Raw genomic sequence first — 16,590 nt, forward strand, 5'->3', positions numbered from 1 at the left:
ACGAAAGTAAAATACATTTATTGCAAAAAAGTCCAGTGGTTTTCATCCGATTCCTCATCCATATAATGATAGCCCTCCCACGAAAACCCTTTTAACTGTTCAGGATCAATAATTTTGTTTTTAATAATATGTCGTGTCATTTGTCCACGTGCCATCTTCGCATAGATAACAACCGTTTTGGCTTTACCGTTTTTAACCACTTTGAAATCCGGAGTAATAACACGAACGGATTCTTCTACTTTTTTCCAATCAAATGCCGGTTGAACATCCATGCTTGCCAAATTAAAAAGGATTCCTCCGGTCTTTTTTACTTCTTCGATCAAATGCGTCGTTTGTCTTTCACGCCAATAAGCATACATATTTCCTGTTCCCAATTCCGGCAGGCGAATATCGTATTCCATACGGTAGGGTTTTATGCCGTCAAAAGGACGTAATACCCCATAGCAAATAGAAACAAAACGAAGGTGATCCTGTGCAAAAAGGAAATCTTCCGTTTGAAAATCCTGTGGATTGATGTGCTTGAAAACAACTCCCGTATAAGCTAAAATCGCCTGAAGAGAGGGTGTGTCGGGAGAATAAAATTCCTGAAAACGCTGAAAACTTTCCAATGCTAATTTGGGACTCAGTTTGAGTTTTGTCTCCAGTTCTTTTATGGAGAACTGCGCCATATTTACAGCAATTTCATTCGCTTCATTCTGAAAAAAAGGAACAGTAATAGCAGGAGCATTTGTCTTTGATGTTCCACTCATCGTTTTAGCCGGAGAAAGGAGTATAAGCATAGTTTAAACATAAGTACACACGAAAATACAAAAAAAGACGCACAATTTTGTGCGCCTTAAATAATATATGTTTTACTGGGGGCTTATAGCGGATATTCATCAAAAGCATAAAGAACAGTTGACAGATAACGTTCACCTGTATCAGGCAGCAAAGCTACAATTGTCTTGCCTTCGTTTTCAGGAAGAAGCGCTAATTGAGTAGCAGCATATGTGGCAGCACCGGAAGAAATTCCCACTAACAGACCTTCTTTTTTTGATAATTCCCTGCTTGTACGTATCGCATCATCGTTTGATACTTTGATGATTTGATCTACAGCATTTCCATGATAAGTTTTAGGTACAAATCCTGCACCTATACCTTGTATTTTGTGCGGTCCCGGAGTTCCACCTGAAAGTACAGGAGAATCAGCCGGCTCAACAGCAACTATCTTAACATTCGGATTCAGTTCCTTTAGTTTTTCTCCAACTCCACTAATCGTTCCCCCTGTTCCGACACCAGCCACAAAAATATCCACTTTGCCATCCGTATCATTCCATACCTCTAAAGCCGTAGTGCGTTTGTGTACTTCGGGGTTCGCTTCATTTTCAAATTGTTGAAGAATAATGGCTCCGGGAGTTTCCTGGCGTAAGGCTTCTGCCTTAGCAATAGCTCCTTTCATACCTTCAGTGCCCGGAGTTAATACTAAATTAGCACCTAAAGCTTTTAATAAATTCCGACGTTCGATGCTCATCGTTTCCGGCATCGTAAGAATCAAATTGTATCCTTTGGCAGATGCCACAAAAGCCAAACCAACTCCGGTATTACCACTGGTCGGTTCAATAATTGTTGACCCTTCTTTCAGCAGACCTTTTTGCTCTGCGTCTTCGATCATTGCTAACGCAATACGGTCTTTCACACTACCTGCAGGATTAAAATATTCTAATTTTGCGATTAGCTTTGCTTTAATATTCTTATGAGCATTATAATTTGAAAGTTCAAGTAAGGGGGTGTTCCCAACTAAATCTGTTAATTTCTTTGCAATCTTTGCCATAATTATTTCGTTTTTATAGTCTTACTTATTTATGCAACAAATGTACAAGAAGAAATGCTGTTGATAAATACCATAGATATGGTATATTTCAAAGAGAATCACTCTATTCCCATTTTAAAGATACATTCTTGAATACAGCATTTCCATTTCCATAAGCCTGAATACCCGGATTTGCCGGTCTGTCCCATTGCGGCAACCGGTCGATATTCTGTAGCTGACCGATAGGATGTTCCCCTTCTTTATCTTTCCATCCGAACTGACACTCATTGCCATGCCTCGTTGAAAGATACAAGGTGATTTCCTGCTGGTCTGTTTCTGCCTGAGTAATAACCGCACGTTTACCCTCTTCGACAGACCATAATTCTATAATGGAGCCTTTTACAGATATACCAATCGCTTCCTTATGGCTACCGTAGAGGGCTATTCCGGAATACACTGCCTGTTGATTTTCCACATTTACCTCAAAAGTATAATTGCCTGTTTTGAGCTGTAGGCCTAAGAATGCTCCGGTAGGTGTTTCATCTGCATTGACTAGTACTGATTTGTTTGTAAGTTTTGTTTGAGGTTTATCTTTACTGACATCCCAGATCCATTCTTTTTTTAGGGTAGAAGATGAAAAGTCATCCTTAAAATCCGGAATAGCATGTTGTATCGTATTGGCAAAAGGAGTTTCCGCCTGTAAAGAAGGTGTATCACCATATCTGAATTTAGGCCAGCCTGTCTGTTCATCCCATACAATTTCATCCAACATGACCTGTCGTCCGATATGTACATTTGTTTCAGCGTTATACGCATGATATAAATAAAAGAAACGGTGGTCCGGAGTTTCTACTAATGTACCATGACCGGAGCATTTCCATGTTTCTCCGCCGAACAGAATAGGATTCCCTTCGTATCGTTCCCACTGTCCATCTATTGTTTTAGAACGAGCCACGCCCGTCGCATAATTACAATTTCTTCCGCAACAACCTGCACCGGCGTAAAACATATAAAGATAATCTCCATGCTTTACAATGCATTGTCCTTCAAAGCCTCCGTACTCCCATGTATCGCTTTCTGCTGTAATCATACTGAACGCTTCACCGGTTACCTTAAGTCTGTCTTCCGACAGTTCAGCTCCCAATATTTCTATCGGTCTTTCATCCAAACCATATGCTTTCCATGTAATATAAGGCTTGTTGTCTATGTCGATAACATAGGCATCTATAGCTTCGCTTGTCCATTCGATGATAAGTCCCCGATCGGTAAATCCCTCCTTCGGATCTTTGCTGGTGGCTACTCCTATATAAGAACGTTTGTCCGATTTTCTTCGGGCTGTATAGTAAACGTAGAATGTTTCATTATGATAATAAAGTTCCGGCGCCCAAAAACTTCCCATAACCCATTCCGGCACTTCTTTAAACAACGGACCGATATATTCCCAATTAACCAGATCCTTCGATTGGAATAAACGATAAGGCAATGCCCATTCGGATGACGAAGTTGCCGCATAATAAGTATCGCCAACTTTAATAACAGTCGGATCAGGGAAATCACCGGCAATCACCGGATTTGTATAGGTACTAACCTCCTCAATCGATTTTGCGCTTTGAAATTTACAACCAACGAATAAAAAAGAGATCATTGAATAAAAAAAGAAAAGCTTTACTACGTTCATTCAAAAAGAGTTTTATTGATTATTTTAATTCTCAGTCCAGAAAGTTGGGTAAAGATAAAAAAAACATCCCGACTGAATAAATAATAATTCAGCCGGGATGAATTGTGAAATTATAAAACAGAACTATTTGTTGTCCGGAAGTTTGTCAACCACCATCGGACGGATAAGGTTATTACCCAACGATATAATACCGTCATTTATTGACATGTCAACAATAAATGATGTCCGCGGTTGTACTTCAGTAGAACTGTTATGAGCATGAAATATGTAATGCATCTTTCCGTCTTTGTCATAAAAAGGAGCACCGTGTCCGACACCTTCCAATTCCGCGTATTTGTGCAAAACAGGATTCCCTTCATACTTTACCCATGGTCCATAGGGTGAATCTGATGTGGCGAAACCTACCGCATAATCCTGGCTTGTATATCCATTGGCAGAATACAACATATAATAAACACCATCCTGCTTGAATATAGAAGGCCCTTCTACAACTTTCGGCAAAATCAATTCCCAAGGTTCCTCCGCCCTGAAACATTCTGTCAGCGTTTCTTCTTTTATCTCCTTTAAATTGTCTTTTAGTTCCGCACACCAGATGACGTTGCCATCGTTGAAGCGAACAAAATACAGATAAGCTTTACCGTTATCATCAAAGAAAACAGAGGTGTCAATGCTCTTTTCCTCCCGTATCGGCTTTTTCTCGTCTTGTATAAACGGACCCAATGGAGAGTCTGATGTTGCAACACAGATATGTTCTTCTGCAGAATAGAACATATAAAATTTTTTCTCCTTTTCTACATAATATACTTCCGGCGCCCAAAAGAACTTCTCGCCGTACGAGTTTGTATGGCTTAGAGAAAGAGAGGAGGCACGCACCCAATGTTCAAGATCATTTGATGAATAGACGTCAAAACCGTTTCCTACAGCCGTTCCATAACTATAATATACATTGTCATGAAGTAAAATGTAAGGATCTGCAATAGGCAGTCTATTCGATAGCACAGTTACAGAATTCGGTTTTTCCTGTTCTGATTTCTCGTTATTAGTCTCTCCTTTACATCCTGTAGAACTGAAAAGAATAACTAATAGGGAAAATAGTAATTTCTTGTTTTTCATAAATACTGTCGGTATAAATTCTTATTTGTTGATAACAGGACGAAAAGCTCCGTATGAAGGTTCTTGTTTTTCTACGTATGGCCATCCCTGATCATCCCACAACACACGGTCTAATAAGACCTGACGTTGTTTGCTTAATTCAGCTAACTCAAAGGCGTGATAAAACATCCAGGTGTTTTTTTCATCATCTTCCTGCAAGATTGCATTATGTCCGGTACCCACGAAACGATCATTTTTCTTTAACACAATCTCGTGTGCATTTTCCAACATCTTCTCGCCTTTTTTGTTCACGTAGGGGCCTAATAAATCTTTCGAACGCCCTACTACCGTTGTGTAAGTGCTGTTTTTTCCTTCACAACAACTCCCCGTAGATCCGAACAGATAATAATAGCCGTCGCGCTTCCATAGATTTATTCCTTCATATGCATTCCCTGCAATTTGATGCTTCGTTTCGAGCTTCGGTGTAATTTTCATGTCATCCGTAATCTCTAACTCCATGATGAAAATCCCAAAGAAACTTCCCCAAAGCATATAATATTTTCCATCCTCTTCATAGAAAAACTGATCAATGGAGTTTTCTACATTTACATCATGGCTATCAAACACTTTCCCTTGTACCTCAAAAGGGCCTTCCGGTGAATCGGAAACAGCATAGCCTACCGTGCTTACCCAATGATTACCCCATTTGGCCAACGAATAAAATAAAACATATTTATTTTTAACGTATTGAATTTCCGGCGCCCATATTGCTGCATGCAGATTTTCTTTATTATCGATAAAGTCCGGGCGACTCTCTTTTGTAAAGGCCGTACCCACTTCTTCCCAGTCGATCATGTTTTCAGACTTAAAAATCGGGACATTACGAATATCTTCGGTTGCATACAAATAGTACGTTCCGTCTTTAACCCGGATGACCGTTGGATCGGGGGCTGCTATTCTAATTACCGGATTGTGATAAGCTATTTGACTGTCATCAACTTCAGGAACAGGCTCTTTACCGGAATTTCCTGTGTTATCGCTTTTAGCGCAAGCTGCAAAAAGAATACAGCAGAATAAGGTAGTGAAAAACTTCATACGATATGTTCTTTTATGTAATGTTTGTTTACTGAAAAAATTGCGTAACAAATGTCTTCATTTGAGACGTGTTATGCAATTTTTTCAGTTGGTTTTTAGATTATTCCCATCCGGTATTTTGCACCATATTGGGATTCTTTTGCATTTCATTTTCTGGTATAGGATACAACCAATAGTGCTCTCCTCCCCAGCTATAATGATACGTCGCCTGTCCCCATATTTGACGAAGACCGTTTACTTCTTGGGCTCCAACGTTGTTGTAGGTCGAGAATTTCTTTTCTTTCCATGTTCCCCACCGTAATTCATCGAAATAGATCAGGTCTTCACCCAATAATTCCCAATATCGTTCATTTCTAATCCGTTCGCGCATATCTGCTTGCCCTGTTACTGTTGTTGGTTCGTTAGAATTCAATAGCTGAGCTCCTGCACGCGCACGAACCTGATTGACAATAGAAATAGCCTCATCTGTTTTTCCTTGCTCATTCAATGCTTCTGCAAGATTGAGTAGTACATCTGCATATCGAATTAAAGGCATGTCTATTCCTAATCCCCAGTTGTTTCCTTCGGATGTCCCTTCACTCACAAATTTACGATTCAAGTAATAAAACATTGCTTGCGTATCTGTTCTGATATCATTAGGGAGACGCGTTGTTGTGCCGTCTGGGTTATGTTGCTCAATCCATTGACTACGAAAAGGATAACGGCTGGTAAAATAATTGTCTGTACCACCATCTCCTCCAAGATATTGTGCATAAGGTGTTATGACACTCATTTCTAAACGAGGATCACGATTCTCGTATGCTTTACGAATGCGTGCTTCGTTACCATTTGGAAGATAATAGTTCATGTTAGCACCTTGTTCTTTTGCATTAGCAATTTCGGTTTCCGTCAGATTGTCACGTAAGAAAAACACACGACGTTCTGAGACTGACAATGAATAGTATTCTGGAATGATATCGCTCCAATCAAATTTACTGCCATCTGCTACTTCATAAGTATCCACGAAATCCGGATTTACTAAGTAATTATTCCACATTGAACCGTAAGTACATCGATTTCCGTACCCTCTGTTCTTACCATTCCAATAGCCACTTTCTTCTATACATTGGATAGAAAAGATCATTTCATCACACTGCTCGTTGGCTTCTTTGAATAAACGTTTATAAGCATCACTACTTCCTGTAAAAAGGTTGTAACCACAGTCACCTACTTTTTTGAAATCGGCTTCAGCTGCTTCCCAATTTTCCATCCATAGATACACTTTTCCACGCAAAGCATAAGCTGCACCTTTTGTTACATGTCCATAATTAGTGTCACCACTTGAATATTTATCTGGTAAATTGGTTTCATTAATACATACTGTCAGATCTTCAATAATCTTTTCCCATGTTTGCGTTTTAGAAAGACGTTCTCCCTCTGCTTCTTCTATGTTTTTTATTGGTTCTGTATAATAGGGTACACCTCCGAATACAATATTCAACTGAAAATACCAATAAGCGCGCAGAAACTTACACTCCGAAATTAATCTTGCTTTAGTAGCTTCGGGGATACCTGAGACCTGAGGTAAATTAGATATAACATCATTTGCACGAATGATGTATTTGTAATTATCATGCCAAATCCATTTAGGACCATCCCCGGATGTAGTCTGCCAACCAAATAACATACCAAAGTTACGCCAATTGGCATCCCTATCCATAACACTCGCAAAACAATCAAACCACATATTGTATGAATCTGATATTAGTGCATTTAATCCTGCATATACACCCGTAACAGTTTGTTCAGCCATGGTTGCATCATTCCACACTTCTCCTTCACTGGGCTGATTTTTGGGAGTTAAATCCATATCAACGCATCCGGTAAAGAAGAATCCCGAACAAAGCATGACTAAAATAAGTTTTGTCGTTTTATATATAATATTAAATCTATTTTTTTTCATAATACTCTCATTTTTTAGAATGTAACATTTACTCCCATAGCGAATTGACGTGTCGGTAGATAACCATCTCCTCCCATTCTCTCTGGATCTGTACCTTCGAAACTCGTAATTGTAAGTAAGTTTTCACCAGATATATATATACGTGCATTTTGAATGTAAGCCTTGTTGATCAGACTTTTAGGGAACGTATAGCCAATTGTGAGGTTTTTTAATTTCATATAGTTACCATTGTGCAAATGCCATGAGCTATTTGCATTGGCTTGTCCGCTATTTTGAGTACCAACTAAACGAGGAGTCTGAGAAGTGATATTTGTACGTGGGTCATTCGGGTTTTCCGGATCATAGAAATAATGGTCGTATGCAACATCTTTTCCTATACCATATCCATGAGTAATATTTACACTGTTTTGTGTTTGTTTGTAGTAATCAATCTTAAATCCAGCAGCCCCAGCCCAACTCATAGAAAAATCAATCCCTTTCCATAAGACACTGGCCTGTAAACCATAATAATACTTTGGAGTGCTAGATACATTCTGGAAAGTATAATCGTTGTCGTTTCCATAAATACCATCTTCGTTATAGTCAGCATAAATCATGTCTCCATACCAAATTTTGTCTTTACCAATACCTTGATTTGGATAAAATTTATAACCAGAGTCAAACATAGCTTGTACCCAGTTCATATCACTTTCTGTACGGATCATACCATCCTTTGGTCCACCATTAATGTTAACAGAACCATCTGCATTAAAATATTGACCGTTACCGCTATATACATTAAGCATATAGAACTCATTCATCATATGTCCTTCCAGAATACGGGTAGTACCACCATTAGATACATCACCAATGTTCTGATACCACACTTTGTTTCCGTTCTCATCCGTTCTCCACTCACGAATAAGTTTGCCTTTGTACTTAGTTACTCTGTTTTTGTTGTATGTGAAATTAGTTGAAATAGAATAAGAAACATCACCAACTCTATCATTCCAACCTAATGTCAATTCTATTCCTTTGTTGTTTACACCTGCTAAGTTTTGTAATGGAGCCGTAAATTGGTTTAATGTTTCTGATAATGTGGGACGGTATAAAATGCCGGAGGTCTTTTTATTATAAAGTTCAAAAGTCCCATTTAGTCTGTTTCTTAACAAACTGAAGTCCATACCGATATTAGTAATAGCAGTTTCTTCCCACTCTAAATTATAATTAGAGAAGGTCGTCATTGTTAATCCATTGGTCTTGTTATTATTAAAGATATAGTTATAACCTGAACCGTAAAGCGCCTGCCATTCATAATTGCCAATAGAATTATTACCTAATTTACCCCATGATCCACGTAATTTTAAATTGTCTAACCAATCAATGCTTTTCATGAATTCTTCTTCAGAAATACGCCATCCTGCTGATAGAGAAGGGAAAAATCCCCAACGTGAATCAGGAGAAAAACGAGATGAACCATCGTAGCGCATATTCAGTTCCAAAAGGTAACGATTGTCAAATGTATAGTTTATACGACCAAATAGAGAACGAGAAGAATATTCAAATGACTTACCTTTTATATAATATGGATCTGTCATTGCATCAAAATCTGTTAGACTAATACTTGACATACCCTCTTTGCTAATATCTACTTCATCGCCCCATTTTCGGTATTCTTCGTATCCTGTCATAGCACTAATGTCATGTAAACTAAAAGAGTGTGACCAGCTTAGTAAGAAATTTGTTTTCCAACTTTTGTCACGTTGTTCCCAATCATAGACTCTGTATGTACTTAAATCCGTAGATGTTGGTGGGGTATTTAAAGACATTCCTCTGTTGAAGCTATACTGTTGTTTATATTCTGATGGTAAGAATTTATGATGATTTGTAAAATGGTCATAATAGAGGTTTGCCGAGAATTTGAAGTCTTTAAGAAATTTAACTTCTACATATGGATTAACATAATATTTGCTTTGCTTATAAAAACCTTGACTCCTACTCATGTTAAGTAATGGATTACCAGCTTGCCCGTCTTCTTCGCTTGTTTCCGGACCTCCGTACATTCCATCATAATATGGATATACACCAGGAGTAACTTTTTGCATATTTAATCCCCACAAATCACTAATACTATTACGTTCTTGATCCGTGTTATAACCCCAAGCACGCATTCCTACTGTGAGAAAATCTGTTACTTTTGATTCAATATCGCTACGGAAGTAATATTTCTTTACTCCGGATTCTATAACCATACCTGGGTTGTCTAAGAATGTTCCTGAGAGCGAATAAGACGTGCGTTTTTCAGAACCGACTAAGCTAACAGTATGCTCCTGCATCCATTTGGGCTGATATACTTCATCGTACCAATCTGTATTAGGATGAGATACATAATTTGGATAATTATACTCATTTAATGAATTTGGATTTTTATCAGCTTCACGCCATTCATTGATTGTGGATTGCGAGAATTTTGCAGCTTGTCCTGAGTTTGTATATGCTTCATTGACAAATTCCATATAATCCGCATAATTTGTTACCTGACGTATTATCTTGGATGGAGTGTTATATGAAAATTTTCCAGAATAAGAGACATTAATATTCCCATCCGTACCACGTTTAGTTGTAACAAGAATTACTCCGTTAGCTCCACGATTACCATAGATAGCGCAAGAAGCAGCATCTTTTAATATAGAAATAGACGAAACATCATTTGGGTTTATTTCGTTTAAACCCATCTCCATTCCATCGACCAAAACTAAAGGTGCTGAATTATTTAGCGTACCTGCGCCGCGGATAAGTACTGAGGCCGCTTCTGCGTTTGGCTGACTACTGGTGTTCATAACATTAATACCTGCAGCCATACCGGAAAGTGAAGAAGCTATGGTTGTTACAGGACGTTCCATCTTGTCATCTTCAAAATTTATACTTGCAACAGATCCTGTTAGGTTAACCTTTTTCTGTGAGGCGTAACCAACAACAACAACTTCCTCTAATGCTTGTAAGTTTTCTTTTAATACAATATTGAGAAAAGAATCAGAAGATCCTACACGAATCTCCTGATCCAGATAACCTATATATGAGATTTTTAGAAATTCATCTGCTGATACGTTAAACAAGGTGAACTTCCCATCCATATCTGTAATGACACCATTAGAGGTCCCTTTAACTAATATATTTGCACCAATAATAGGTTCTCCCTTTATGTCCTGAACAACCCCTGTAATCTTTTTCCCTTCCTGTACTGTGCTTGATGACTTCTGTTTTAGTGTAATAAGGATGTTCTTGTTTGATACTTGAAAATCACAATTTGGTAAAATGCTTAATAATATATCTGATATACTCTCATCCTCAGCATTTATACTTATTTTCTTGTTTGTGTCAATTACGTCATCTTTATAATAGAATGTATATTCACTCCGACTTTCAATTCCCTTTAAAACTTCCTTAAGGGTTAAATTGTTAACTTTAAGGCTAATTCTAGTACTTTGTCCATGTGATTCCGTGGCAGAAAGTCTAAATAGCATTATTACTGAAATAAAAAGGATTAACTTCATAATCCGAACGTTTTTTTGTGTTAAGACAGGGCATAATATTCCTGTCCTATGAAAATACTTCATATTTTTACATGGATTTTTAGTTAGACTTATTCGCTGAACTCTCTTCAAAAAAGCAGCGATAGGTTAATTAATTTTATCTTATAGGTGGATGTTTGCTGCATTCACCTATATTTTTATATAAATTTTTTATTTTCCTTGTTTCATACGCATTTAATTTAGAGTTATACCAAAGTTTATTTTTTAGGTTTAATTATTACTTTTCTTCCGCTAATCTCATATTGTATTGGAATGATAACTGTCAAAGCTTTCAGAACCTCTTCTAAATTTTCTTGACGAATAGTTAGGGATAAACGAACGGAAGCAAGTTCTGGGTCAGAACATAATATGTCCATATTATAACGCCCTTCCATAGAGATCAAAATATCTGATAGGTAACTGTTGTCGAACGTCATGCGATCTTTTATCCAATCTGTATATAAACTTACGTTTGCCTTTTCTACAGAGACTCTATGATCTTCTTTTTTATATTTAAACAATTCGTTAGGTTTCAGGTAAATGGGGTCTTCCATTTCTTTTCCGGAAATTTTAATGCTCCCACTTAATAATGCCGTTTTAATTGATTCACTATGTAGGTAGCTGTCTATATTAAAACATGTACCAAGTACTTCAATATTGATCCCTTCTGTTTGTACAATAAAAGGTCTTTCTGTTTCTTTTGCTACTTCAAAATAAGCTCCTCCTTCTAACGTTACCAAACGTTTATTTCCTGCAAACAGTTTAGGATAGGTAAGTTTACTTTCAGAATTTAGCCAAACAATAGAACCATCAGGTAATGTGGTTTGACCTTTACTCCCTTTTGCTGTTATTATTTGATTAAGCGTTATAATCTCAGGTAACATTGTTTGTTTTTTCCAAATCCCAAGTCCAAAACCGGCTCCTATCAATATTAAACTCACTGCTGCAATTTGTGTCCAACGTAAGAATCTGGAATTCGATTTTTTTTCTAAATGCGGGTGAATGCTGATTCGTTCTTGTTCCTGAAAAATACGTTTTTTTAGTTTTGACAAAGCGATATCAACTTCCAATTCATTTTCAGTTGCGACATTACAAGATAACCACAGGTCACGCGTAATAGAAAAATCACTTCTATTTTTATCTGATTGCTTCAGCCACCAGAGTAATAATGCTTTCTCCTCAAGATCAGCTGAATCATCCAAATAACGGATTATTATGTCGTTTATATCATTTGCTTCCACGTGTAATTTTTCTTCGTTATATATAATACAAAAAAAAGACTATTTACCCTACCTTCTTTATGCTATTATTTAAAAAAGATATCTATATAATTCCAAATAACTAAGATGAAAAAAGGTAATAATTCTTTTTGATAAAGGTGTTTCTTTAGGTTGAACAATGCTTTACTAATTTGTTTTTCTACTGCTTTAATGCTAATATTCAACTGTTCTGCTATCTGACGATTTTTTAAACCATATTTTCGACTTAAAATGAAAATTTTTTGACATTGAGGAGGAAGAGTCTTGATGTAAGATCTTATTTCTGTTTCTAATTCTTTCAATAATAAGCTTTGTTCCGAGTTAATCATGTAAGAAGATATATACTGTTCCAATAGAACAGCGTGGTTCTCTGATTCTAAGGAATAGGTACTCTGTGGCTTTTTGTTCAGCACATTTAATGCATGTGTATAGACTGATTTAAAGAGATAGCTTTTTACTGCATTGTCCTCAAAACGAATATGTTCACGCTGTTGCCATAATTTACAAAACACATCCTGTACAATATCTTCTGAAATATTTTTGTCATTAACGAAACGAAAAGCATAAGCTAATAATGGTTTATACAATTGCATAAACAATGTTTCAAATATTGTTATATCTTCATGTTTGTTCATTATGATGAATATATAATATTTTTATAAACAAAAGTACAGGTATTTTTATTTATTAACCTTGACCCCCCTGTAAAAAGCAGAGAACTTTAAAAGTGATATTTAGCAGATATTGTATCATGCCGTACTAAGTGGGAGCAACTCATCTTTCCGTTAAAACGGATCACTTTGCAGATTTATGTATATTCCTCTGTTTTTATACTGTGTTTATTGAATTGATTCTAAATCGTTTATGATTGAAATGTGAATTTAAATAGTAGTTTTGAAAATTCTCAGGCGCCTCAACATACGTTTCCAGGCTCTTCAACTTTCAAAACCAAGAGCCTCAACTTTCGTTTCCAAGCGCCTTTAATTTTTTTTGAGAAGGACAAATTTTCAAAAATTCCACTACAAATTTTCAAAAATACTACTCCTCTGAAGATTGTTTTAAGGATATACTATTTGATCTGATTCTGTTTGTTTACAAATAAGCCGTTGTTTGGAAACAAAATGTACCTCGCTATGTAACAAATCAGCGTATCTCTATTAACATATTGCTAATGGAGAGCCGTTGGTATCCACTATTTTTGCTTTTGTGTAAATGATTTGATTTTATTAAAAACTAATACGATGATCAGACAGTCATTATGCCTCCTGGCATTCTTGTTTACCTTAATATCTTGTGGGGTTTCCTGGGAAAAAACATCAGATGGGGTAGTTGTAAACTTAAAGACGACGGACAATACTTCGACTAAATCAGTCCGTTTGCAGGTTGTAGCGCCTGAAATTATACGCGTGTCAGCAACTCCTAAAGCTTTTTCTTCCGAAGAAAGTCTTGTTGCTCAAAAACTTCCTGTTGTCTCTGAATGGACGGCAGTGGAAGAAAATGGCGAGGTAATAGTTGAAACTACTTCTTTAAAAGCATATGTTTCTTTAACTTCCGGTGAAGTTTGGTTCACAGATAAAGAGGGAAATGTTCTTTTGAAAGAAAATCAGGGAGGAGGTAAATCTTTTAAAGCCATCAAGGTGGACGGTACTCCCGGATATGAAATACGCCAGGTCTTTGAATCTCCTTCAGACGAGGCTTTTTATGGACTCGGTCAGCATCAGGCGGATGAATTTAATTATAAGGGTAAAAACGAGATTCTTTTTCAATACAATACAAAGGTGGCTATTCCTTTCTTGATGTCAAACAAGAATTATGGCATTTATTGGGATAATTATTCGGTAACTAAGTTTGGAGATAATCGGGATTATGAACAGTTATCTCAATTTAAACTTTATAATCAGAAAGGAGAGGAGGGTGGTTTAACCGCTACTTATCTTATAGATTCTGATTCTTCTAACGTTTTTGTAGAACGGACGGAAAGTAAAATAGATTATGAGAATCTGGAAACGATCAAACAATTTCCGGAAAATTTCCCCTTTAATAATTCTACAATCATTTGGGAAGGAAATCTTCAGTCTAAAGAATCCGGTATTTACCGTTTCCTTTTATATTATGCCGGTTATACAAAGGTGTGGATAGATGGTAAACTGATGGCGGATCGTTGGCGTACGGCGTGGAATCCTTCTGTTGCTAAATTTAATGTAAAGATGGAGGCCGGAAAACGCCATCATATTAAGTTGGAATGGCAGCCGGACGGTGGGGTTTCTTATATCGGACTGAAGGCGCTATCGCCTGTTGACGATGTGGAACAGAATAAACTGGCTCTATCTTCTGAAATGGGTGATCAGATTGACTACTACTTTATCAAAGGAGAATCCATGGATGAGGTAATGAAAGGATATCGTAAGTTGACGGGCAAAGCGCAGGTGATGCCTAAATGGGCGATGGGTTTCTGGCAAAGTCGTGAACGATATAAGACGCAGGATGAACTCTTGGATGCTTTAAAAGAATTTCGGAAGAGAAGAATTCCGATTGATAATATTGTGTTAGACTGGAGCTACTGGCCGGAAGATGCCTGGGGTAGTCATGAGTTTGACGCTGCCCGATTCCCTGATCCTAAAGGTATGGTGGACGAAGTACATAAACAAAATGCCAAGATCATGATCTCCGTGTGGCCGAAGTTTTATGCTTCTACGGAACATTATAAGGAATTTGATGAAAAAGGCTGGATGTATCAACGTGCCACCAAAGACAGTATTCGGGACTGGATTGGAAAAGGATATATCGGATCATTCTATGATGCTTATAGCCAGGGCGCAAGAGATCTGTTTTGGAATCAGATGAAAGAGCATATCTATTCAAAAGGCTTTGATGCCTGGTGGATGGATGCTTCAGAACCGGATATACTTTCTAATGCGAGCATTGAATACCGAAAAGAACTGATGAACCCTACCGCAATGGGACCATCAACCAAGTATTTTAACACCTATGCTTTGATGAATGCGATGGCGATCTATACTGGTCAACGTGAGGCCGATAATGATACGCGCGTGTTCCTGCTTACCCGTTCCGGATTTTCCGGACTTCAGAAATATGGTGCGGTAACCTGGAGCGGGGATATAGGCACTTGTTGGGAAGATTATAAGGCGCAGATTCCGGCAGGATTAAATCACTCGATGTCCGGAAATCCGTATTGGACGATGGATATAGGCGGGTTTAGTGTGCAAAAACGTTTTGAGCAGGCCAAAGAAGGTAGTGCGGACTTAGATGAATGGCGTGAATTGAATGCTCGCTGGACACAGTTTGGTGCTTTTGTCCCTTTGTTCCGTTCGCATGGTCAATACCCATTCCGTGAAGTATATAATATAGCTCCGGAATCTCATAAAGCCTATCAGACGATGGTTTACTACAATAAACTACGTTATAGCCTGATGCCTTATATCTATTCTATGACGGGCTGGGTTTATTTCAACGACTATACCATTATGCGTCCTATGGTGATGGATTTCGGATACGATATGAAAGTAAATGATTTGGGTGATCAATATATGTTCGGGCCTTCGCTTCTGGCCGCTCCGGTATATGAATATCAGGCCAGAAGCCGTGAGGTATATTTACCGAAAAATACAGCTTGGTATGATTTCTATAGCGGTACTTATTTCGAAGGAGGCAAAACAATAGAAGCCGATGCGCCGTATGAACGTATGCCATTGTTTGTAAAAGCCGGATCCATCATTCCGATCGGTGAAGATATACAATATACCTCCGAAAAACCGGATATGAAGGTTACCTTATATGTCTATGCCGGAGCTGACGCAGCATTTACATTATATGAAGACGAAGGAACAAATTATGATTATGAAAAAGGAAAATATACCAATATCCCAATTTCATATAATGACAAAACAAAAGAACTTGTAATAGGTGACAGAGCCGGCTCTTTTGACGAAATGACAAAAGAAAGAGTTTTTGAGGTAGTTTATATAAGTCAGGAAAAGGCAAAAGGATTTGATTCAAAACCCGTTTCATGTGCTACAATTAGGTATGATGGCACAAAACAGGCTGTGAAATTGTAGAACAATTACCACTAATGAGATTATCAATAAGTAGTGAGGGGGTACGGGTCATGTGATATGACTTGTGCCTCATTTTTTTATCAGAAAGTCTGAAAGATGTACAGAAAG

Annotated in this window: 10 protein-coding genes; 1 reads left to right on the forward strand and 9 read right to left on the reverse strand. The window is 37.5% G+C overall.

Features of this window, described 5'->3' with window-relative positions; genetic code table 11:
* Positions 1–17: 17 nt before the first annotated feature.
* The 9 genes from yaaA to PHT93_RS00855 all read right to left on the reverse strand — a co-directional run bounded on the left by yaaA (position 18) and on the right by PHT93_RS00855 (position 13,041).
* Entirely contained in the window at positions 18–779 is a 762-nt protein-coding gene (gene yaaA / locus PHT93_RS00815; RefSeq protein ID WP_300238307.1) for a peroxide stress protein YaaA, read from the reverse strand.
* An 83-nt stretch (positions 780–862) separates the two neighbouring features.
* Complete coding sequence (gene cysK, locus PHT93_RS00820) at positions 863–1,810, reverse strand: cysteine synthase A (RefSeq protein ID WP_300238310.1); 948 nt, start codon at positions 1,808–1,810, stop codon at positions 863–865.
* Between the two features lie 103 nt (positions 1,811–1,913).
* The gene (locus PHT93_RS00825) at positions 1,914–3,467 is read right to left on the reverse strand and encodes a glycoside hydrolase family 43 protein (protein WP_300238313.1); all 1,554 of its coding nucleotides are present in this window, start codon (positions 3,465–3,467) and stop codon (positions 1,914–1,916) included.
* A 123-nt stretch (positions 3,468–3,590) separates the two neighbouring features.
* Positions 3,591–4,580, reverse strand: a complete 990-nt coding sequence (locus PHT93_RS00830; RefSeq protein WP_300238316.1) for a glycoside hydrolase family 43 protein — start codon at positions 4,578–4,580, stop codon at positions 3,591–3,593.
* 21 nt (positions 4,581–4,601) lie between these two features.
* Positions 4,602–5,654 (reverse strand): family 43 glycosylhydrolase, encoded by a 1,053-nt coding sequence (locus PHT93_RS00835; protein ID WP_300238318.1) that lies wholly within the window; start codon positions 5,652–5,654, stop codon positions 4,602–4,604.
* A 100-nt stretch (positions 5,655–5,754) separates the two neighbouring features.
* Complete coding sequence (locus PHT93_RS00840; protein ID WP_300238320.1) at positions 5,755–7,596, reverse strand: RagB/SusD family nutrient uptake outer membrane protein; 1,842 nt, start codon at positions 7,594–7,596, stop codon at positions 5,755–5,757.
* A 14-nt stretch (positions 7,597–7,610) separates the two neighbouring features.
* On the reverse strand, positions 7,611–11,129 hold the full coding sequence (locus PHT93_RS00845) for a TonB-dependent receptor (RefSeq protein WP_300238322.1): 3,519 nt from the start codon (positions 11,127–11,129) through the stop codon (positions 7,611–7,613).
* Between the two features lie 236 nt (positions 11,130–11,365).
* Entirely contained in the window at positions 11,366–12,388 is a 1,023-nt protein-coding gene (locus PHT93_RS00850; protein ID WP_300238324.1) for a FecR domain-containing protein, read from the reverse strand.
* A 65-nt stretch (positions 12,389–12,453) separates the two neighbouring features.
* Positions 12,454–13,041, reverse strand: coding sequence for an RNA polymerase sigma-70 factor (locus PHT93_RS00855; RefSeq protein ID WP_300238328.1), 588 nt, complete (start codon positions 13,039–13,041; stop codon positions 12,454–12,456).
* 606 nt (positions 13,042–13,647) lie between these two features.
* Between PHT93_RS00855 and PHT93_RS00860 the strand changes: the two genes are divergently transcribed.
* A complete protein-coding gene (locus tag PHT93_RS00860; RefSeq protein ID WP_300238330.1) occupies positions 13,648–16,482 on the forward strand; it encodes a TIM-barrel domain-containing protein in 2,835 nt (944 codons plus the stop codon).
* Positions 16,483–16,590: the final 108 nt, after the last annotated feature.

This window comes from Massilibacteroides sp. (assembly GCF_028705895.1).
Classification (GTDB): domain Bacteria; phylum Bacteroidota; class Bacteroidia; order Bacteroidales; family Tannerellaceae; genus Massilibacteroides.